The sequence below is a fragment of the Halostagnicola sp. A-GB9-2 genome (genome assembly GCF_030068615.1).
In the GTDB taxonomy this organism is placed as follows: Archaea; Halobacteriota; Halobacteria; order Halobacteriales; family Natrialbaceae; genus Halostagnicola.
Genome location: NZ_JASJOC010000002.1, coordinates 242,075 through 262,369 on the forward strand (window position 1 = coordinate 242,075; position 20,295 = coordinate 262,369).

Genomic DNA, 20,295 nt, shown 5'->3' on the forward strand with positions numbered 1-20,295 from the left:
CTTACTGACTCCTTTTGGTCTTCGTGAGCCAGATTCCGGCGATGATGGTCACGAATAGTACTGCGGTGATTCCGATGTACGTCAGATCGATCAACTGGTCGAATCCCGAACCCGATTGGCGACCGAAAAATATCATCAGGAACGCGAGTATCGGGGTTGCGAGGAGTACTCTGCGAATTTGAGCGCGCTCAAAGCGACGACGGCCGACCATCGCTGCGAAGATACCCGCCGACAGCAGTGCGAGCGAGACGCCGTACTGGGCAATCTGGACGCTCGGCGAATAGCTGGTGATATCGGTGAGATTCAGCGGACTGAGCGCAACGTGAAACGGCACCGTTACGGCACCGAGCGTGAGGACGGCGGTGACGTGGCCGGCCGTGAGCCGGGGTGCCCAGACCAGAATCGTCGCGACGACGAACAGCGTGAAGATGAGGACTGCCGTCCAGAAGTGAAGCGAGAGGATGTCCATCGTGTACTGTTCGACGGTTTGCCAACCCAGAACGACCTGGATCGGCGTCAACACCGTTCCCAGAACGACCAGCGCGGTGACGCGGCGGTCGACCGAGGAGAGGCGAAGCGAGGCGACTGCGGTTCCGATGATCGCGAACCCGGCGAACATCGAGACGAAGCGATGGAACCACTCGTAGAAACTCACTATGTGTGCCGGAAACAGGTTGAACGGGCCGGCATCACACTGAGGCCAGTTCGCTTCGCAACCGAGTCCGGCCCCCGTCGCTTTCGCCGCGACGCCGAGAAGGATCGTTGCACCGACCAGCACGAGCGTCGTTGCTAACAGATGTCGAAAGCCGAACCGATTGCGGAGCGAGCGCATTGTCGAATCGGATGTGTGTGTAGTAGACGACACAGGCGTTCGTTCGCCGCTTAGAATCGCCCGCATTTAGGTTATCCGAGTCGGTCCCAGCACTCGAGAATCGTCCAGCATCCGGCTGAAATGGGAGCGGCCTACGGCGTCTCTCGAGTCGAGCGAGACGTGTGATCGAGCAAGTACTTCGATGCGTAGTTCCCGCTCTCGAAAACAGTCCGAGGAGATGATTGTATGCACAGGAGTGCATATCTTTCACGTTTTCAAGCACGATTCGAGCACAAACAAGGAGGTTTTTATCGGTTGGGCTCCGTAGAGTGATTCATGACTGAAGCGCGGGGCGAAACTCCCCGGCGAACAGGAATGACCGAGAAGTGCGGTGTCGTCGGCGTCGCACTGAACGGTCGAGACGCGGCACGACCGTTGTACTATGCACTCTACGCACTCCAGCACCGCGGCCAGGAGTCCGCAGGGATCGTTACTCACGATGGGTTTCAACAACACAGCCATGTAGACATGGGGCTCGTCGGAGACGTGTTCGACGAAGACGATCTCGACGTACTCAACGGCGCTGCGGGCATCGGCCACGTCCGCTATCCCACTGCGGGATCGGTGGACTCGAGTTGTGCACAGCCCTTCTCCGTCTCGTTCAAGAGCGGCTCGCTCGGCCTCTCTCACAACGGTAACCTCGTCAACGCCGAGGAGATCCGCGACGAACTCGCGAGCGTCGGCCACGCCTTTACGAGCGACGGCGACACGGAGGTGATCGCCCACGACCTCGCGCGAAATCTTCTCGAGGAAGACCTCGTCCGCGCCGTCAAGCGCACGATGCAACGAATCCACGGCTCGTACTCGCTGACGATCAGCCACGACGAGACGATTATGGGCGTGCGCGACCCGCAGGGGAATCGCCCGCTCTGTATCGGGAAGCTCGAGGACGGGTACATCATCGCCTCCGAATCCGCGGCGATCGATACGTTAGACGGCGAACTCGTCCGCGACGTTCGCCCGGGCGAACTCGTCGTCTTGCAGGACGACGGGCAAGGATTCGATTCTTACCAGTTGATCGAACAGGAGAACACGGCCCACTGCTTTTTCGAACACGTCTACTTCGCACGCCCGGACAGCGTGATCGACGAGACGCTGGTCTACGAGGCCAGACGCGAACTCGGTCGCCGGCTCTGGGAGGAAAGCGGCGTCGAAACCGACGTCGTGATGCCGGTTCCGGACTCCGGACGAGCGTTCGCGTCGGGCTACGCGGACGCGGCCGGCGAGACGACCGCCGACGGCGACCCTCGAGCCGAGGACGACGACGGCGTCGAGTTCGCCGAGGGACTGATGAAAAACCGGTACGTTGGCCGGACGTTCATCATGCCGACCCAGGACGAACGCGAGCGCGCAGTTCGCCTGAAGCTGAATCCGATCAAGTCGACCGTCGAGGGCAAGACCGTCACGCTCATCGACGACTCGATCGTTCGCGGCACGACCTCCACGCAGCTCGTGCAGTTGCTCAAAGACTGCGGTGCAGAGGAAGTTCACATGCGCATTGGTGCCCCGCCGATCGTCGCGCCGTGTTACATGGGTATCGACATGGCGACCCGCGACGAACTCATCGCCGCCGACAAGCGCACCGAAGAAGTCTGTGACGAGATCGACGCCGACAGCCTCGCGTACCTCTCGACCGACGGCGTCGCCAACGTCCTCGAGAACGACCGCGACGACCTCTGTATGGGCTGTGTAACCGGCGAGTACCCCTACGATATCGAGGGCGAGGAGACGGATCGCGACGTGGTTCGCCCACAACTCGAGGGGACGGCCCTCCACGCCGACGACTGACGAGCGACGAATCGGTTCTCCGTCTCTTTCTGGTGAAACCCAAACCGGGCCGTCTCGAGGGATCGCAGAGCACTTACCCACCCCCGCGGAACATGCTCCCATGCAGATCAAGAGCCGGGAGCAGGTCGAAGGCGGCCGCGAGCGCGTCGAGGTCGTCCCTGAGAGCATCGACGACCTCTGGCACTTGCAGTACGTCCTTGAGCCCGGCGACCGCGTCGCGGGCGATACGACGCGCCGGATTCAGCGAAACGACGAGCAGATGCGGGATACGGGCGGCGAGCGCGAGCCGATGTGGGTCGCCATCGCCGTCGACGACATCGAGTTCCACAAGTTCGCGAATCGCCTGCGCGTCGGCGGCGAAATCGTCGCCTGTTCGCGGGAAGACCAACTCGGCTTTCACCACACCTTAAACGTCGAGGAGCGCGACGAACTCTCGATCGAGAAGCGGTTCAAGCCCGATCAGGAGGCCCGTCTCGAGGAAGCCGAAGAGGCGACCGAAAACCCGGACGTCGCGATTGCCACCGTCGAGGAGGGAGCCGCTCACGTCCACACGGTCGCCCAGTACGGGACCGAAGAGCGCGCGACGATCTCCGGACCCACCGGCAAAGGCGATTTCGCCCGCGACCGCTCCGAGCTGTTCGACGAACTCGCCGCCGTACTCTCGCGGATGGACGTCGACGCGATCATCCTCGCGGGCCCTGGATTCACCAAGCAGGACGCGCTCAAACACTTCGAGAAGAACAATGCCGACCTAACGGACCTGATCACGATGGTGGACACATCGGCCGTCGGCGACCGCGGCGTTCACGAGGTCCTCAAACGGGGTGCCGTCGCGGACGTCCAGCAGGAAACGCGAATCGAGAGCGAAGCTGAGGCCATCGACGAACTCACTCGCCGGATTGCCGAGGGTGCCAAAGCGGCGTACGGCCCCCAGGAAGTAAACAAAGCCGCCGAGTATGGGGCGATCGAGGAACTGCTGATCCTCGACGACAAACTGCGAAAGGAGCGCGGTCCCGACGGCGAGTGGGCACTCAACGTGGACAACATCGTCCGCACCGCCGAACAGAAAGGCGGCGATGTGACCGTCTTCTCGAGCGAGTTCCCGCCGGGCCAACAACTCTCGAATCTCGGCGGTATCGCGGCGCTGTTGCGGTACCGGCTCGAGTGACCGACCGAAACCTAATCTATTCTAATCCTTGAAGCAAAACGACCACCTATGGACAAACGCTCACGCCTCGTCATCGGAACGATCTGGATCGCAGTTGCGGGTGTGATGGCGATCACGCTCGAGCCGACCGTCCCGACCTCCGGAAGCGAAATCCTCCGGGTGTTCGTCGTGCTAATGGCGCTGTTTCTGGCGGCTGTTTATCTGTTCGACCCCCGGGGAATAATCAGCGGGAAGGGATTCGACTGAGCGGTAACGGATAATACGATAGAAGAGATCACTCGACTTAGCCTGCCGTAGCCCGGGTTCTTTACCCGATATCCGGACCGCTCGCATCGAGAAGAGCGCCGGGACGCGAACTCAGTCGTCTGCCATTGCGAGGGCCTGCTGATCGGACTCGAGGAGTCGATCGAGGGCGTCGACCATCGCCTCAACGCTGGCGCGGGTGATGTCGGCCTCGCTTCGGGCGACGGTGACGGTGCGGTCGTCGCGGCTCATCGTCACCTCGACGGTGACAACGGCGTCGGTGCCGCCGGTAACCGCGTCAACGTGATAGGACTCGAGTTCCGCATCGGCCGCCGAACCAAGCGCCTCACGGACGGCCGAAACCGAAGCGTCGACCGGACCGGATCCGGTTCCGCTGGCGACCCGTTCCTCGCCGCCGACGTCGAGTCGAACGCTCGCGGTCGGAACGGGACCGCCGCTCGAGGCGGCGATATCGATCAGTTCGACTACGCGCTCGCGCTGCGTGCCGGTGACGTCCTCGGCGATGGCCAAGAGATCCGCATCCGTCACGTGTCGACCACGATCGCCGAGCTCGGTCACTTTCTGGGCGATCTCGGCGACTTCGTCGTCGCTCGCGTCGACGTCGTGCTCCTCGAGTGCCGCCTGCACGCCGGCTCGACCAGCGTGTTTACCGAGCGCGAGCCGCCGTTCGCGGCCGACGGTTTCGGGCTCGTAAGGCTCGTACATCTTGTCGTCCTTGAGCGTGCCATCGGTGTGGATCCCGCTTTCGTGGGTGAAGGCGTTCTCCCCGATTACGGCCTTGTTCGGCGGAAGTGAGATCCCCGTTGCCCGCGAGCAAACTTGCGCAAGGTCATACACCTGCTCGAGATCGAGGGTTTCGACATTGTAGACGTGCTCGAGCGCGATCGCGACCTCTTCTAAGGCGACGTTGCCCGCCCGTTCGCCCAGCCCGTTGACCGTACAGTGGACGAGGTCAGCACCCGCGGAGACGGCCGAGAGGGCGTTTGCGACGCCCAGGCCGAGGTCGTCGTGGGTGTGGGCGCTTACGGGGCCGAGTTCGGCGAGTCGAGAGACCGCCTCGGCGGTGCGCTCCGGACCCGTGTGGCCGACGGTGTCGGCGAAACAGGTTCGATCGGCACCGGCCTCGAGTGCGGTCTCCATCAGCGTCTCGAGATAATCCAGATCCGCCCGCGAGCCGTCCTCGCCGATGACTTCGACCCAGAGATCGTGCTCTTTGGCATAGGAGACGAGCTCTGCGGTTTTCTCGAGATTGTCTTCTCGAGAGGTTCCGACTTTGCCCTCGACGTGGCGATCACTGGCGGGAACGACGAGATGGATGCCGTCGACCTCGCACTCGAGCGCGAGGTCGATGTCGGTCTGGATCCCGCGACAGAAACTCGTGATGCGTGCGTCGAGATCGAGGTCGGTCACTCGAGAAATGGCCTGTCGTTCGCCCGCGCCGGTACAGGCGCTTCCGGCCTCGATTACCGAAACGCCCGCTCGCTCGAGTGCGCGAGCGATTTCGACTTTCTCGTCGGGTGATAGCGAGACGCCGGGTGCTTGTTCGCCATCGCGCAAGGTGGTATCGAGAAGGCGGACGGTACGATCGGACGGAATCGTCTGTTCGGGGGTGTGAGTTACAGGCAAGAGTGATGAACTGCGATTGTCAGAATCGCGGAATTTCGCATCCAGCCGGGTCGCCCCGACTTCCTCTATCCTCGGAGTTCGGCGTTGAGATGGTATCTCGTGCCATTGTACACGAACAAATGAACAGGGAGAACTTAAAACCGCCGATGATGGCCCGTTTCTCGTTCTGGGAGACTGCCACGTAGCAGCGTCGCTGGTGATTCGTTCGACGAAGAACGAGCCACATCACCGACTTCGACGGCGCTGGCAAACGACCGTACGTTTCACCTATTTTCACGTCATTTTTCGAGCGAGAGAGCGTCAAAGCTATCATTTGACTATCAGCAACAGTCCCTACAGAGTCCATAGGAAAGGGAGAACGATCGATATCTCTCGTTCGTATGACCAACCACGGCAGGCGACGTATCCTCAAGTACGCCGGGATCGCGGCAACAACTGGTGGGTTGTTCGCCACGACCGGCGCAGCTCGCAGTGACGCGGCTGGAACGAGCGAAGACGAATCCGGGTCAGTGACGAGCGTCGATGGATGGTCGTCTCTTGGTGGTGGTCCGGGAAACAACGGGTACGTCCCAGAAACGGACGGGCCGGACGAGCCCGTCGTTGACTGGGAGTACGACCACGGCGGCTCCGTCGCGATCGTTGACGGCATCGTCTTCTTGTCCACCGGCGGAGCCGTTCACGCGCTCGCGGCCGCTGACGGATCGCTCGAGTGGAAAACACACGATCTCGGTGCCAGTGGAACGCCTGCGGTTACTGCCGACGGCGTCTACGTCGGCGGGGAACGCCTGACCAAGATTTCCCCGCGAAACGGGGACATCTGTTGTTACGCAGAACTCGAGTACGACAGGACGATTCCCGCTCCCGTCGTCGCGAACGATCTGGCATTCGTCGTCGCCGATGGCGTTCTCTACGCCGTAGACAGCCACGAGATGGAGGTCGAATGGGAGTTCGACCCAGAGGGCGATTCACTGTACGAACAACCGGTCGCGGTCGCCGACGGGGCGGTCTTCGCCGTGAGCAAATCTCGAGTCTTCGCGCTCGAACTCGAGGACGGAACCGAACGGTGGACGATTGACGACCCGCCACGACAGGCGGACAGCTACTTTGCGGAGCCGAACCCGAGACACGTCCGGTATCCGGTCGCAACCGACGACGTCGTCGCTGTCGGGACGGTCAATCCCGCCGGAGCGAGCATCTGGCAAAACGGGCAAATCGTCCTATTCGATACCGAAACCGGAAAAGAGCGAGTAAAGAGCGAAAGCCAGCCGCTCAAGCCCGCCCCGATCACTGAGGATCGGTTCTACGGGATAGGGACCCACAGCGTTCGAGGGTACGACAGGGAGTCGGGGTCGCAAACGTGGGAGACGGATGTCTCGACGTATGTCGTTTCCTCGCTCGTCAGTAACGGAGACGCCGTTTTCGCCGGCCTGCAGGTCGACGGCGAGGTGTACGGTCCTGGCGAGGCTCCCGAGCCCGGAATCGGCGTCTACGCGTTCGACGATAGCGGAGAGACCTCGTGGAAAATCGAAACCGACGACGTTCCGACGGTCGCGCTCGCCGACGAGACGCTCTATGCCTGCACGGAGGAAACACTGGTCGCGATTCGGGCGGAGAGTAGCGAACTGGAGACGGACGATGAGGCAGAAATTAGGGACGAAGGTGATGAAAGCGAGAGCGAGGGGGACGGCGACACAGAGACTGGAGACGAGAACGCAGACGTCGAAGGCGGCGAGAATGCCGAAACGACGAACGAGTCGTCCGAATCCGAAGGTCCCGCTGACACCGACAGCGACGGGAACGGATCCGAGACAGGCGGCGATAACGAATCGAATACGGGCGAAGATGGCGGTTCCGACGAAGCACCGGGATTCACCGCTGGCGCGGGAATCGCCGGCGGCGCGGTGGCACTCGAGTGGCTGCGTCGTCGCGTGAATGCGAACGAAAAGCCATCCGACTGATCACGAACTGTCGAACGGTCACGAACTGTCGAACGGATTTCTCGATGCGCGTGCGCTGGAAGCCGAAACGGCGTCCCTTTCTCGGCCTCGAGCAGTGAGTCGTCCGTTCGGGGTCCAACCGGAAATCGTTGCACCGAACACTCGCTGAATTCTAGACGACTGCGGTCCCATTGGCCGCCGAAAGGGGAGAATTATACTATATAAAGATACTGCCGATATTTCGGAAAACCGCAATACGGAACGGATCCGTTAACGGGACAACGCTTATGTACAATGAGTCGCTTACTTTACCCCATGTCCCGATCCGCACTGGTCGGTAACGTTACCGCGATGCTCGAGGACGCGGACTTTGTGGTCAGCGACCGGTGTGCGATTCGACCGAAGAGTTTCGATATCGCAGCACGCCGCGGCGAAGACCTGCTTCTCGTCAAGATCCTCGGCAACATCGACGCGTTCAATCGAGCGACCGGCCACGAGATGCAACGACTCGGAAACTACCTGCACGCGACGCCGCTGGTCATCGGCCTCCGGAGTCGCGACGAGGACCTCAAACCCGACGTCGTCTACTTCCGTCACGGCGTTCCGGTCTTCAGTCCGGACACCGCCTACAACCTCTTTATCGAGGGCGTTCCGCCGCTGATTTACGCCGCACCGGGAGGTCTGTACGTCAACATCGACGGCGACCTGCTCGCGGACGAGCGCGAAGACCGCGAGTGGAGCCTCGGCCGCCTCGCGAACGAACTCGGCGTCTCTCGGCGCACCGTCTCGAAGTACGAGGACGGGATGAACGCCTCCATCGAAGTCGCGATGGCCCTCGAGGACATCTTCACGTCGGAGCTTACCAGCCCCGTCGACGTCCTCGAGGGAGGAGAAGACGTCCACGAGAGCGATTCGACGCCGGAAGACCCGGCAGCTGATCCGGACGACGAAGAGGTCGTCGCCGTGCTCTCGAGAGCCGGGTACAGCGTCCACCCGACGCTTCGATCACCGTTCAAGGCGGTGAGCGAAGACGAGGACGAAAACGACAACGAGGTCGTCCTCACCGGCCACTCCGAGTTCACGAAAGCCGCCGAAAAGCGCGCCCGAATCATGAGTTCGATCGGACGGGTGACGCGAACCCAGTCCGTCTACGTCGTCGACAGAGCCAAGCGCGACTCCGTCAACGGCACCGCACTCGTCGAACGCGACGAACTCGAGGAACTGCGCGAAGCCGACGACCTACGTGACGTGATCCGCGACCGAGCGGAGCGCGAAGAGGTCGCCTGATTCGACGCCGGCCATTCCCGAGAACGATCTATTCTAGCCGAACGCAAGACGCGCGTCAGCCGGAACGCAGTTCGGACTGACAAACTGTTTTAGGGAGGCTGGCGAAGCGACTCCCATGGAGAGTCTTAACCGAATGGCGATCGAGCTCGTCGACGAAGCTCTCGAGTACGCCGAGGAGCTGAATATCGGCGGCTACGACCTCGAGAACGAGTCGACCGTGCTCGATTTCGGCGTCGAGTTCGACGGCGGGATCGAAGCGGGACTGTTGCTGACCGAAATTCAGACCGCCGGACTGGCGACCCCGAGCAACGAACTGGGCGAGGTCGACGGCGCACCGATTCCCTACATCGATCTATCGACCGATCAGCCAGCACTCGCACTCCTGTGTTCACAGAAGGCGAGCTGGGAGCTCACGACCGAGGATTTCGAAGGCCTCGGGAGCGGCCCCGCTCGAGCGCTGGTCGCCGAAGAAACCGAGTTCCGGCAGATGGGCTACACCGACGCGTTCGATCTCACGGCGCTCGCCGTCGAAACCGACGAACCACCGACCGAGGCCGCGGCGGCGCAGGTCGCCGACTTCGCGGAGGTCGAAACCAGCGGCGTCTTCCTGCTCGCGTACTCGACCGGAAGCATCGTGGGTAGCGTGACGAGCGCGGCCAGAGCGGCCGAACTGGCGACGTTCCGGCTCACCGAACTGGGGTACGATCCTCGAGATATCGTCTCCGCGACGGGACGAGCGCCGGTCGCGCCGGTCGCTGAGGACGAACGCGAGGCGATCGCCCGGACGAACGACGCGATTGCCTATGGCGGAACGGCCCACCTCGTTGTTCGAGAGGATTCGGAGGTCTTCGAGCACGTTCCCTCGACAGCCGCCGACGATCACGGTCGTCCGTTCGCCGAAATCTTCGACGACCTCGACTGGGAGTTCTCCGAGGTTCCCGCCGATCTGTTCGCGCCCGGCAAGGTGACGATCGACGTGCTCGGCGGCCCCACCTACGTCGTCGGCGAGACGAACGAGTCGCTGCTCGCCGAATCGTTCGATCTGTAGCCGTGCGATTCAAACCCGTCCCCGAACCGCCCGACACGCTCGAGGAACTCGAGTCGATTCGAGCGGCGGTCCCGGCGACTCCCGACGAGAACGTCGATTGCTGCGCTCGATTGATCGGGCACAGTCACGTCTCCGACCGCGACGAGGCGGCGGACTGGTTGACGTTTCTCCGGGCGCTCGAGCTAGCGACCAACGGCTCCGTGGGATTCGCTCGAACGCCGCGAGATATCGACGCCGGGCATCTTCAAGCGGCGTTTCGGGAGCGGGTTGCCGGTGCGGACGCCGTCCTCGAGTATCTCGAAACGACGGATCGACCGCTCGAGGTTCGGGAGGTGAGCACCCAACTTCGAGGGCGAACCACCGTCGAAGAACCACTCGAGCGCGCGGAACGACTCCTCGACTGGGCGGCCCTCCTCGGGATCGTCGACGATGAGGAAGGCGGATACCGGCCGCGGTAACTACTTTTTTACGGGCTCGCCGAAAACGCCGATATCGATGAGTGACGCGATCGAAACGGTCTGTTTCGACCTCGACGATACGCTCTGTACGTACACCCAGCGGAGCGAGGACGTTCTCGAGGCGGCGTTCGCTCGAGCGGGAGTCGAGCCGCTGTTTCCGATCGGGGCGTATCACGACCGATACAGGAACTACCTCGAGGAGAGCGACGGGATCGGAGCGCTCCGGCGAGCGTGTTTCGCCGATCTCGCCGCCGATTCGGGACGGGATCCGGAGACGGGTCGTGCGGTTGCGGACGCGTTCGCAAGCATCCGTGATCAGACGAGCGTCGATCTCCTCCCGGGTGCCAGCGCCGCGGTAGAGGCGCTTGAGGCCGAGTACAGGCTCGGGCTGATAACCAACGGCGCACCCGGGATGCAACGGGCGAAACTCGAGGCCATCGGTCTCGAAGACGCCTTCGAAACGGTCGTCTACGCGGGTCACGAGACGCGAGCCAAACCCGATCCCGAGCCGTTTGAAGTCGCTCTCGAGGCACTCGAGGCCGACCCGGAACGGAGCGCCTACGTCGGGAACTCTCTCGAGTCGGACGTCGGCGGCGCACGCGCTGCGGGAATGCGGGCGGTGTGGGTACCGACGGACGGCGCGAGTCGAACAACATCGGAGCCGGAGCCGACGCCCGACTACGTCCTCGAATCGCTCGAGGAACTGCGAACGACCCTCCGGTAGCGGCTACCTTCTCGGGACCGAGTCGGCCCGTTTTTGTCCGCGGCGCTCGATGTCGAGACGATGACCGACCGCGCGATCAATTTCAGCGCACTCCTCGCGGAGGTACGGGCGTTCGATGAAGACGGCGAGTCGAACGGCCTGGTGACCGTGACGGGAGCCGATCCGTTCGCCGTCTGTCGCTCGTTATTCCAGCGAGTCGGCGGCCAGGTAGAGACGGCTCGCTGCGAGTTCGTGATGAGTCACAACGCCCGGCGAGACCTCGAGCGCACGCTCGCGAATCGAGAGCCGTCGGCCGTTACCGAGCCGTTTCTCGAGCGGCAGATCCGAACGGACGTATCGATGCCCGACGACGTGATTTTGTTTGCGGATCCCGATGCGGTTACGCTCGGTGGAACGGTGCTCGAGGCGGATGCCATCGGAATTGCCTCGATAAATTGATACGTTCTACAGCCTGATTGACGCGTCTGTCGTTGCGTATCGTGACAAACGGTGAATCCGGTATAATTCCTCTGCAGAAGCAATATAAGCTATTGAAACCGATTATATTGTTTGATGAATGTTTGTCCATAATATATTTATAGGATGTTATTATTGGTTATGGTGTGTGTTGGCATGAGTGATACAAGAGACCGCGAACGGAAAATTCGCCTGAATAGGCGGCTGTTCATGCAAGCGACGGGCGGGGCTGGCGTCGCTGGACTCATCGGGATAAGCGGACAGGCCGGAGCGCAGGCCGAGAACGTGATCGAGCTCGAGTCGATAGAAATTGGTGGCGGTCACGGCGGAGGACCGCCGGACCACGCAGGACCGCCGGACCATGCGAACGGACAGGGACCACCCGACCACGCGGGCCCACCGGACCACGCAGGGCCGCCGGGTCACGGCGACTGTGAGTACGCGTGGATCGGCGTTTCGCCGACGGAGATAGAAGATGAACGGAACCCGACGCTCTCGTTGGTTGCGGGTGAAGCGTACACCCTCGAGTGGACGAACACCGACGGCGAGTACCACAACTTCGTCATCGAGGACGACGACGGCAACGAACTTCTCGCGTCCGATGGTGTTTCTGAGGAAGGTCAGATGGAGACTGTCGAATTCACCGCAACCGACGAGATGGCCGCGTATTTCTGCGACCCACACCCCGACGAGATGCGGGGGGCGATCGAAGTCGGTGAACCGGCCGTCTTCGAAGTGAGCGACCTCGATCCGACCGATATCACCGTTACTCGAGGCGACCCAATCGACGTCAGCGCGACGATCACTAACACCGGTAGCAATTACGGGGCACAGACGATCGAGTACCGCATCAATGGCGATACGATCACAGGTGATCCCCTCACGCTCGAGGCAGACGAAGACGCGACGATTTCGTTTGAGGACGTGGATACGACCGACCTACCTGCAGAAGAGTATACCCACTCCATCGCGAGCGACGACGACGAGGCGTCAGGAACGCTCACGGTCGAACCGTCGGAGGAGGACGAGGTCAACGTGCTGGTTTTCTCGGTCACGGACGAATTCAGGCACGATATCATCGAGTTCGGGAACGAGCAAATTCAGGCGATGGACGACCAGATCGCCGCCGAAACCGGCGCCGAGGAGGTTACGGTCGACGTGATCGACGACCCAGACGGTGACGCCTCCGCGTTCCCTTCGGCTGTCGATGAGCTCGAGCAGTACGATACGATCGTCTGGAACAGTACCACCGGAAGCGTTCTGGACGCCGATCAGCGTGACGCATTCGAGCAGTACATCCAGTCCGGCGGCGGGTACGCCGGGATCCACGCCGCGTCCGACACGCACTACGATTGGGAGTGGTACGGCGATCTGGTGGGCGCGTATTTCGACGGCCACCCAGAGAATCAGGAGGGCGAAGTCGCCGTCGAGGACCGGGTCCATCCGTCCACACAACACCTGCCGGCGCGGTGGGAGGTTTACGACGAGTACTACGACTTCGATCGGAACCCCCGCGGCGACGTACACGTCCTCGCGACGCTGGACGAGGACAGCTACGACGGCGCTGAAATGAGTCGCGCCGATCACCCGATCGCCTGGTGTCACCGGTATCAGGGCGGGCGGTCGTGGTACACCGGCCTCGGTCACACCGAAGAGGTGTTCGAGGACGAGGACTTCCTCGAGCACGTGCTGTACGGAATACTGTGGTCGGGCGACTTCGTCGAGGGTGATAGCTCCCCGACGGTGTGGGATTCGTACGATCGGGTCGAACTCACCAACGAGGTGGACGCCCCGATGTCAATGACGATCGCACCCGACGGGCGCGCGTTCGTCATCCAACGCCACGAGGACGTCGTGGCCATCGATCCGGACACTCACGAGGTCACCACCGCGCTCGAGCGGGAGTTCTACAGCGGTCACGAGGACGGCGGCCTCGGCGCGGCGTTCGATCCGAATTTCGAAGACACCGGCTGGCTATACCTCTACTACTCGCCGGTTGACGACGAGCTCGACCCAGACGACGAGATGCCGTACAACTTGCTGTCTCGGTTCGAGGTCGACGGCGACCAGATCGACCCGGATTCGGAGGTCGAATTACTTCGGGTCCACCAGCAACGAGAGGAGTGCTGTCACTCCGCCGGCGAAATCCAGTTTGGACCGGACGGTCACCTTTATCTGTCGACGGGCGACAACGTCACGCCCTTTGAGTCGGACGGGTTCACGCCGATCGACGAGACGAGCACCGACCCCAATATCGCCGACGCACAGGGAACGTCCGGCGATTCGTCGGATCTCCGAGGGAACATCCTGCGGATCACCCCCAAAGACGACGGTTCGTACTCGATTCCCGACGACAACCTGTTTACCGAAGCGCAGGGATACGAGGACGAACTCGAGGAGGGGCTGGTCCGGCCGGAGATATACGCGATGGGCTTTCGGAACCCATTCCGGTTCAGCGTCGACGAGGAGACGGGGTGGACGTACATGGCGGATTACGGCCCCGACTCCAACGAGTGGGGCGACGACCGCGGTCCGATCGGCATCCGCGAGTACAACCAGATCCGCGAGGCCGGCAACTGGGGCTGGCCGTTCGTTCGCGGACCGGGATACCCCTACTACGAGTACGACTTCGCCGCCGGCGAGTCCGGCGAGCCGTTCGACCCAGATGGCCCGATCAACGATTCGGTGAACAACGACGGGCTCGAGCAACTGCCGCCGGTTGAAGAATCGACGTTTTACGTTCCGCAGGGCAGCTGGGACGACTACCTCGACGCACCAGAGGACGGCATCTGGGACGTACCAGAGCAGGCACCCCATCCCGAGGTATCCGACGGGGCGCCGAACGGCGGTCCGCTGGTTCGACTCGATGACGACCGTGCGGATACCGCACTTCCCGATTACTTCGACGGCAAGTGGTTCATCGGCGAGTGGAACAACGGCAACTTCCACGTCGTCTCGTTCGACGACGATGGCGAGTTACTCGAGATCTCGCCGTTCCTCCCGGAGTTGGACCTAGAGAGCCCGCACGACATGGAGATCGGACCGGACGGTCGGTTCCACTATATCGAGTGGGGAGCCGGATTCGATGGTGACGGCCCCGGTATTTACCGAATCGAACACACGGCGGACGGAACCGGAACGGCCGCGTTCTCGTTCTCTCTCGACGACCAGACGATCGCGCGGGAGGAGTCGGCGTCGGCGGACACCACGCTCACTAACACGCTCGAGATCGACGTGGCGGACCTCGAGTTCGCGGTGACCGCAGAAAGCGACGATCTCGAGGTAACCGCCGTGGACGAGACGAACGTCGGAACGCTCCCAGCCGGAGAATCCCAGTCGGTCGAGTGGGAGGTGACGGCGACTGCGGAGGCTCCCAGCGACGAATACGAGTTGACTGCTACGGTTACGTTCGTCCAAGACGGCGAGCAACGGGAGTTTATCCGAAGCGATTCGATCGCGGTTTCCGAACCCCTGACGGTTCCGTATGGACTCAACTCGGGTGGCGAAGACATCGACGATCCGTCCGTCGAGATCGACGGCCTCGAGTTCGAGACGTTGCCGAACTCGTCCGTGACGCCCACCGACGACCTGAATCCGAACTCTACGGGAGAATCGATCGAGGATACCGACCATCAAGCGCTCTATCGAAGCGAACACTACGGCCAGAACCTCGGATACGATATCGCACTTCCTAACGGCACTTACGACGTGAGACTCCACTTCGCGGAGCACTGGGACGGCGCCTTCGAAGAGGGCGTCCGCGTGTTCGATCTGGATGTTCAGGGCGAACCCATCCGCGAGGACTACGATATCTACGCCGAGGTCGGTGCCCTCACGGCGACGTCGATCACGGTCGAAGACGTTGAGGTGAACGACGGAATACTGTCCATCGCTTCGAATACGGAAGCGGACAACACGAAATTCAGCGGGTTCGAAATCCGCGACGAGATCGACGACGGCGACGGTGAAAACGGTGACGACGGGACGATCGAACTCGACGGAGAAATAAGCGGATGGATGGGGACGTCGCCGTCAGCAATCGACGGCGAGACGAACCCGACGCTCTCGCTTGAAGCGGGCGAGGCGTACACCGTCGAGTGGACGAACACCGACGGACGGGCCCATAACTTCGCGATCGAGAACGCCGACGGCGACGAGATACTCGCGTCCGACCTGCTGAGCGACGAGGGCGAAACCCAGACCGTCGAGTTCACCGCGACCGACGAGATGGCCGAATACGTCTGTCAGCCGCATCCGGTCGATATGCGAGGAGCGATGGAGGTGAACTGATCAATCCGCAGGACGGACGTCCGTCACGGTACCGACGCCCTTGCTTCGGCCCTCGCGGAAGACGAATCGCTGTCCCTCCTCGACAAGGTACGGGCGGAACTTGAACTCGACCGTCGTCTTCCCCTTATCCCCCGGGAGGAGCCGCCCGTTCTCCGGATAGAACGCAGCGGCTTCGCCGATCGTCTCGAGGTGGACGACGGGTTCGTATCCCTCGCCGATGCGGGTGGGATGGTTCAGGACCATGACCTCCGCTTCGAACTCTCGGACGGGTTGGGGATCGGCGTCGGCGGGCAAGAGAACCATCCCGCGGCTGATGGCGTTCTCCTCGATTCCTTTGAGCGCGATGCCGACGATCCGACCGGCCTGAGCCTGGTCGACCCGGTGATAGTGCATCTCGATGGAACGCACTTCGACCTCCTCGAATCGGCCGTCGGGCATCGGGCCGAGCAATAATTCGTCGCCCGCCTCGACGGATCCCGACATAACTGTTCCCGAGGCGACCGCACCGACGCCGGTCACGGAGTAGCTCCGGTCGACGTACATTCGGAACTCCCCGTCGTTACCCGCCGTCTTCGGAAGCCTGTCGAACAGTTCGTCGAGCGTCTCGAGGCCCTCCATCGTGATCGCGCTGGTGCCGACGATGGGGACGACGGTGTCGTCGATCTCGTCGATCGCGGCGTCGATGCCGTGGCGTTCGACGCTGAGGGGCGATTTGCCGACCTCTCGGAGCAGGCGCTCGACCTCCCGCTCGACTTCGCCGACGCGCTCTTCGTCGACGGCGTCGACTTTGGTGATCGCGACGATGGTCGGCAGTTCCGTCGCGAGCAGGATGCCGAGGTGTTCGCGGGTCACCCGAGTCGGACCGTCGTCGGCTTCGACCACCAGCAGGCCGTAATCGAGCTTCTGGCCGACCAATCCGCGGATCGTCGTCCGAAGCCACGGCTCGTGACCGACGGTGTCGACGAACGAGACGAGGCGATCGGCCTCCTCGACGACCTGCGCGCGGTCGCTCTTGCGATTCGGGTTCCTCACGCGGATCGGTCCGTCGTCGTCGAAGCCGTAGACGGCATAAGAGAGGTCCGCGGAAAGCCCGCGGTCGACTTCGTGGGGCTGGACGTCAAGAAACGCCCGCGTCGCCCCGTCGCCGTCGTCGGCCTTCCCGGTTACGAGCGAGCCGACGAGCGTACTCTTTCCGTGGTCGACGTGGCCCGCCGTCCCGACGACGACGTGCTCGTCGTCGGTCTCGAGGACGGCACCTTCACAGATGCGGGCGACGCCGACGAGGCCGTTCTCCTGGGAGGAATCCGCCGTGGTATTTTTCGTGGAGTCGTCATCGCGGTCCGAAGGTATCGAGACCTCCGTACCGACACCCCACGTTTGCACGTCGTCGATGTGGCAGTCGGCTTCCTCGGCGAGCAACGAGAGGATGTCCATCGATTCAGAGAACGTCTCGGCGTCGATGCCCGCGAGCCCGCCGTCGTCGGTTACGCCGACTACGTAGGTCGCTTCGCCATCGCCGGAAAGGACGCGGTGTCGCAGCTGGGCGGCTAAACTCTCACGACGCCCACCCTCGAGGTGAACGTCGCGGATGAGGCGTTCTTTGAATTCGACGCTGCCGCCGTCCTGTTCACCACGTTCCAGGGCCCGCTCGAGTAAGACCCGGTCACGGCTCATGTGCCTCGCTAGAGAGTCACAGAGCAAAAGCCTTCTCGTTGAATGTCACCTGTTGACACCAGACAAGGGAGATTTCAGCGCGCTTCTCTCGAGGATGGTTCGTGACGAACAATCTATTCCGGGGGCGGCTTCAAGCGTCTGGAGACCCTACTGGTACGTATGAGCGTGAGTGGTCTCTGCCAGATCTGTGAATCGCGGCCGGCCCAGGCCCGATGTGACAACTGCGGGACGCTGACCTGCGAACAACACTACGAGCGTGAATTAGGGCTCTGTGCCGACTGCGCCGCGCAGGCGCAACCCGGCGAGCAGTCGGACGAAACCGATATTCACCGGTTCTGACCGCGACCGGGTGATACCGACCTCCCTACTCTGAACCAATGATATCGACCTCCTCACTCTGAACCCAATGATCCTGGCCTCCCTTCCATGACATCAATTCGCGACATGCTCGGTGAATCGCTGGGTATCGGCGAGCGGTTTCACATCGAGCCTCGAGAGCTGGATATCGACAGATCCGAGGGGTACCTGGTCGCGTCCCATCCCTACGACGCGAGCCCGATGGATATCGCCGTCGTCGAAGGTTGCGACCGTCTCGCGACCCCTCCCGAAAAACAGCTGCCGGGGGAACCGATTACGATCGAAATCGTCGGCAAGATCGTTGACGGAATGGTCGCCGGTCGCGTCGTGGACGCGGAGTGAGGACGAGAATCGGCGACGGCCAGCCGATTCGTTACTCCCGGTACTGATTCAGTTGCGCTTTTAACCGCTTTGCGGCTTGGCCGGCCGCTGGCGCGAACTCTTCACCTGCGTCCTCTCCCGCGAAGATGATTCCTCGAGAGGAGTTGACGAGTCCGACGCCGTTTGCGAGTCCATGCTCGACGGCGGCTTCGGCGTCGCCGCCCTGCGTGCCGATTCCGGGAACGAGGAACGGAAGCTCCGGGACCTGTTCGCGGAGCTCCTCGAGTTCCTCCGGCTTCGTCGCGCCGACGACGAGCCCGACGTTGTCGTTTTCGTTCCAGAGATCCGCCAGCGCGGCGACGCGTTCATAGAGGGGTTCGCCCGTCTCGAGTTCGAGATCCTGCAGATCCGAGCCGCCCGGATTCGAGGTCCGACAGAGGATGAAAACGCCGGATTCCTCGTCGTCGAGGAACGGCTGAAGGGAGTCTCTTCCCATGTAGGGGTTGACGGTTATCGCGTCGACCGTCTCGAGGACCTTCGCATACTGGCGCGTCGTGTTTCCGATGTCCGCGCGCTTGGCGTCGAGCAGAACCGGGACGCCTTTACCGTGGGCGTAGGCGACGGTTTCCTCGAGGGCGCGCCACCCGTCGGGATCCTCGTAGAACGCGGCGTTGGGCTTGTAGACCGCGGCGTGTTCGTGGGTCGCGTCGATGATCCGGCGGTTGAACGCCCACCGCGGAAGGTCGTACTCCTCTAAGTGGTTCGGGATGCGTTTCGGGTCGGGGTCTAACCCGACGCTGACGACGCTGTCGACCGAAACGATCCGGTCGTGCAGCCGGTCGAAGAAGTTCATGCACTCGAGTGCAAACCCGACGGCCGAAAGTGTTGCTATCGATCACGCCCATGGCGGTGATGCGAGATCCTCCCCGAGCCTGTGGAAGTGACGCGAGACAGTCGAACGGTCCCGGAGGCGACGCCAGAAACTATCACGGCACTCGTCGTACGACCAGCAGATGACGCGACTGGCCCTTATCGCACACGACGAGAAGAAACCGGAGCTCATCGAGTTCGTTCAGGCTCACGAATCACAACTGCTCGAGTACGATCTGATCGCGACCGGAACGACGGGGAAACGGCTACTGGAGGCCACCGAACTCGATATCGAACGCATGGAGTCGGGCCCGCTCGGCGGCGACCTGATGATCGGCGGGCAGGTGGCGGAAGGGAGACTCGACGGGATCGTCTTCCTCCGGGATCCTCTGACAGCCCAGCCCCACGAGCCGGATATCTCGGCCCTGTTGCGTATCTGTGACGTTCACGATACCGCGCTGGCGACGAACCTCGAGACGGCCGAGTACCTGCTCGAGGGTGTCGACGCTCGAGAGTAGCGGTCGACGGGGTTCGGCCGACACCTGAGGGTATCCTCACCAGCAAGCTATTTCCCGTTCCACCGACGTTCTCGAGGCATGCCGACGTACTACGAAGACCTCGAAATCGGGGACACGCAATCCTTCGGCGACCGAACGATTTCGAAAGACGAGATCGTCGAATTCGCAGAGCAGTACGACCCACAGACGTACCACGTCGACGAGGACGCCGCAGAGGACTCGATATTCGGCGAACTGATCGCAAGCGGCTGGCACACGGCCTCGCTGTGTATGCGAGAATTCGTCGAACACGTCGCTGACGACGCCTGGCTCGGTGCTCGAGGGATAGATGAACTCCGCTGGATCAAGCCAGTCAAGCCCGGCGATACGCTCTCGGTCACCGTCGAGGTCGTCGATAAACGGCCACTCGAGGACGATCCAAGTATCGGCCACGTCGATACGAAACTCACGGCGTACAATCAGGACGACGAGCCGGTCATCACGTGGATTGGTCTCGGTATCGTCGAGCGCAAGCGGTCAGAGGGTCGTTCGTAACTATTTTCAGCCAGCCTGAGCAGAGAACGAGGTTCGGGGGGACGAAACCGGCGACGGAGTATCTACGCCGGGAAAGGATTACGAACGACCCTATCAGACAACTC

18 protein-coding genes are annotated in these 20,295 nt (G+C 62.2%); 14 read left to right on the plus strand and 4 right to left on the minus strand.

Features of this window, described 5'->3' with window-relative positions; all coding sequences use genetic code 11:
- Position 1: 1 nt before the first annotated feature.
- Positions 2 to 832: a COX15/CtaA family protein gene (locus QNM96_RS06665; RefSeq protein WP_283835237.1), complete on the minus strand. Its 831-nt coding sequence runs from the start codon at positions 830 to 832 to the stop codon at positions 2 to 4.
- 354 nt (positions 833 to 1,186) lie between these two features.
- Here QNM96_RS06665 and purF point away from each other — a divergent pair, with 354 nt between their 5' ends.
- The 3 genes from purF to QNM96_RS06680 all read left to right on the plus strand — a co-directional run bounded on the left by purF (position 1,187) and on the right by QNM96_RS06680 (position 4,073).
- Positions 1,187 to 2,659, plus strand: coding sequence for an amidophosphoribosyltransferase (purF, locus tag QNM96_RS06670; protein ID WP_283835649.1), 1,473 nt, complete (start codon positions 1,187 to 1,189; stop codon positions 2,657 to 2,659).
- 100 nt (positions 2,660 to 2,759) lie between these two features.
- Entirely contained in the window at positions 2,760 to 3,827 is a 1,068-nt protein-coding gene (locus tag QNM96_RS06675) for an mRNA surveillance protein pelota (RefSeq protein WP_283835239.1), read from the plus strand.
- A gap of 48 nt (positions 3,828 to 3,875) precedes the next feature.
- A complete protein-coding gene (locus QNM96_RS06680; RefSeq protein ID WP_283835240.1) occupies positions 3,876 to 4,073 on the plus strand; it encodes a hypothetical protein in 198 nt (65 codons plus the stop codon).
- 111 nt (positions 4,074 to 4,184) lie between these two features.
- Here QNM96_RS06680 and QNM96_RS06685 read toward each other — a convergent pair whose 3' ends face one another.
- A complete protein-coding gene (locus QNM96_RS06685; RefSeq protein ID WP_283835242.1) occupies positions 4,185 to 5,717 on the minus strand; it encodes a 2-isopropylmalate synthase in 1,533 nt (510 codons plus the stop codon).
- 380 nt (positions 5,718 to 6,097) lie between these two features.
- Between QNM96_RS06685 and QNM96_RS06690 the strand changes: the two genes are divergently transcribed.
- The 7 genes from QNM96_RS06690 (at position 6,098) to QNM96_RS06720 (ending at position 15,917) form a co-directional block, all read left to right on the plus strand.
- Positions 6,098 to 7,675 carry a PQQ-binding-like beta-propeller repeat protein gene (locus QNM96_RS06690; protein WP_283835243.1) on the plus strand — a complete coding sequence of 526 codons (1,578 nt, stop codon included), beginning with the start codon at positions 6,098 to 6,100 and terminating at the stop codon, positions 7,673 to 7,675.
- 294 nt (positions 7,676 to 7,969) lie between these two features.
- Positions 7,970 to 8,941 carry a transcriptional regulator gene (locus tag QNM96_RS06695; RefSeq protein ID WP_283835244.1) on the plus strand — a complete coding sequence of 324 codons (972 nt, stop codon included), beginning with the start codon at positions 7,970 to 7,972 and terminating at the stop codon, positions 8,939 to 8,941.
- 115 nt (positions 8,942 to 9,056) lie between these two features.
- Positions 9,057 to 9,989, plus strand: coding sequence for a methenyltetrahydromethanopterin cyclohydrolase (mch, locus tag QNM96_RS06700; protein WP_283835246.1), 933 nt, complete (start codon positions 9,057 to 9,059; stop codon positions 9,987 to 9,989).
- A gap of 2 nt (positions 9,990 to 9,991) precedes the next feature.
- The gene (locus QNM96_RS06705; protein WP_283835248.1) at positions 9,992 to 10,447 is read left to right on the plus strand and encodes a hypothetical protein; all 456 of its coding nucleotides are present in this window, start codon (positions 9,992 to 9,994) and stop codon (positions 10,445 to 10,447) included.
- Positions 10,448 to 10,484: 37 nt separating this feature from the next.
- On the plus strand, positions 10,485 to 11,171 hold the full coding sequence (locus QNM96_RS06710; RefSeq protein WP_283835250.1) for an HAD family hydrolase: 687 nt from the start codon (positions 10,485 to 10,487) through the stop codon (positions 11,169 to 11,171).
- A 60-nt stretch (positions 11,172 to 11,231) separates the two neighbouring features.
- On the plus strand, positions 11,232 to 11,609 hold the full coding sequence (locus QNM96_RS06715) for a hypothetical protein (RefSeq protein ID WP_283835252.1): 378 nt from the start codon (positions 11,232 to 11,234) through the stop codon (positions 11,607 to 11,609).
- A 174-nt stretch (positions 11,610 to 11,783) separates the two neighbouring features.
- Positions 11,784 to 15,917 carry a ThuA domain-containing protein gene (locus tag QNM96_RS06720; RefSeq protein ID WP_283835254.1) on the plus strand — a complete coding sequence of 1,378 codons (4,134 nt, stop codon included), beginning with the start codon at positions 11,784 to 11,786 and terminating at the stop codon, positions 15,915 to 15,917.
- Here QNM96_RS06720 and QNM96_RS06725 read toward each other — a convergent pair whose 3' ends face one another.
- A complete protein-coding gene (locus tag QNM96_RS06725; protein ID WP_283835256.1) occupies positions 15,918 to 17,591 on the minus strand; it encodes a GTP-binding protein in 1,674 nt (557 codons plus the stop codon).
- A gap of 159 nt (positions 17,592 to 17,750) precedes the next feature.
- Here QNM96_RS06725 and QNM96_RS06730 point away from each other — a divergent pair, with 159 nt between their 5' ends.
- Positions 17,751 to 17,930 (plus strand): hypothetical protein, encoded by a 180-nt coding sequence (locus tag QNM96_RS06730; protein WP_283835257.1) that lies wholly within the window; start codon positions 17,751 to 17,753, stop codon positions 17,928 to 17,930.
- An 87-nt stretch (positions 17,931 to 18,017) separates the two neighbouring features.
- Positions 18,018 to 18,290, plus strand: a complete 273-nt coding sequence (locus QNM96_RS06735) for a hypothetical protein (RefSeq protein WP_283835258.1) — start codon at positions 18,018 to 18,020, stop codon at positions 18,288 to 18,290.
- A gap of 31 nt (positions 18,291 to 18,321) precedes the next feature.
- On the opposite strand, the gene pyrF is transcribed toward QNM96_RS06735, so the two are convergent.
- Positions 18,322 to 19,122, minus strand: a complete 801-nt coding sequence (gene pyrF, locus QNM96_RS06740) for an orotidine-5'-phosphate decarboxylase (RefSeq protein ID WP_283835259.1) — start codon at positions 19,120 to 19,122, stop codon at positions 18,322 to 18,324.
- Positions 19,123 to 19,282: 160 nt separating this feature from the next.
- On the opposite strand from pyrF, the gene QNM96_RS06745 reads away from it, so the two are divergent.
- Together QNM96_RS06745 and QNM96_RS06750 are read left to right on the plus strand one after the other, a co-directional pair.
- Positions 19,283 to 19,657: a methylglyoxal synthase gene (locus QNM96_RS06745; RefSeq protein WP_283835261.1), complete on the plus strand. Its 375-nt coding sequence runs from the start codon at positions 19,283 to 19,285 to the stop codon at positions 19,655 to 19,657.
- A 78-nt stretch (positions 19,658 to 19,735) separates the two neighbouring features.
- The gene (locus QNM96_RS06750) at positions 19,736 to 20,191 is read left to right on the plus strand and encodes a MaoC family dehydratase (RefSeq protein WP_283835262.1); all 456 of its coding nucleotides are present in this window, start codon (positions 19,736 to 19,738) and stop codon (positions 20,189 to 20,191) included.
- Positions 20,192 to 20,295 lie beyond the last annotated feature (104 nt).

Bases quoted from the DNA above. Each gene is read 5' to 3' on its own strand.
- pyrF (WP_283835259.1), bottom strand. From the start codon at position 19,122: ATGAACTTCTTCGACCGGCTGCACGACCGGATCGTTTCGGTCGACAGC.
- QNM96_RS06680 (WP_283835240.1), top strand. From the start codon at position 3,876: ATGGACAAACGCTCACGCCTCGTCATCGGAACGATCTGGATCGCAGTT.
- QNM96_RS06745 (WP_283835261.1), top strand. From the start codon at position 19,283: ATGACGCGACTGGCCCTTATCGCACACGACGAGAAGAAACCGGAGCTC.
- QNM96_RS06710 (WP_283835250.1), top strand. From the start codon at position 10,485: ATGAGTGACGCGATCGAAACGGTCTGTTTCGACCTCGACGATACGCTC.
- QNM96_RS06725 (WP_283835256.1), bottom strand. From the start codon at position 17,591: ATGAGCCGTGACCGGGTCTTACTCGAGCGGGCCCTGGAACGTGGTGAA.
- QNM96_RS06675 (WP_283835239.1), top strand. From the start codon at position 2,760: ATGCAGATCAAGAGCCGGGAGCAGGTCGAAGGCGGCCGCGAGCGCGTC.
- QNM96_RS06690 (WP_283835243.1), top strand. From the start codon at position 6,098: ATGACCAACCACGGCAGGCGACGTATCCTCAAGTACGCCGGGATCGCG.
- QNM96_RS06720 (WP_283835254.1), top strand. From the start codon at position 11,784: ATGAGTGATACAAGAGACCGCGAACGGAAAATTCGCCTGAATAGGCGG.
- purF (WP_283835649.1), top strand. From the start codon at position 1,187: ATGACCGAGAAGTGCGGTGTCGTCGGCGTCGCACTGAACGGTCGAGAC.
- mch (WP_283835246.1), top strand. From the start codon at position 9,057: ATGGAGAGTCTTAACCGAATGGCGATCGAGCTCGTCGACGAAGCTCTC.
- QNM96_RS06665 (WP_283835237.1), bottom strand. From the start codon at position 832: ATGCGCTCGCTCCGCAATCGGTTCGGCTTTCGACATCTGTTAGCAACG.
- QNM96_RS06735 (WP_283835258.1), top strand. From the start codon at position 18,018: ATGACATCAATTCGCGACATGCTCGGTGAATCGCTGGGTATCGGCGAG.
- QNM96_RS06730 (WP_283835257.1), top strand. From the start codon at position 17,751: ATGAGCGTGAGTGGTCTCTGCCAGATCTGTGAATCGCGGCCGGCCCAG.
- QNM96_RS06715 (WP_283835252.1), top strand. From the start codon at position 11,232: ATGACCGACCGCGCGATCAATTTCAGCGCACTCCTCGCGGAGGTACGG.
- QNM96_RS06750 (WP_283835262.1), top strand. From the start codon at position 19,736: ATGCCGACGTACTACGAAGACCTCGAAATCGGGGACACGCAATCCTTC.
- QNM96_RS06695 (WP_283835244.1), top strand. From the start codon at position 7,970: ATGTCCCGATCCGCACTGGTCGGTAACGTTACCGCGATGCTCGAGGAC.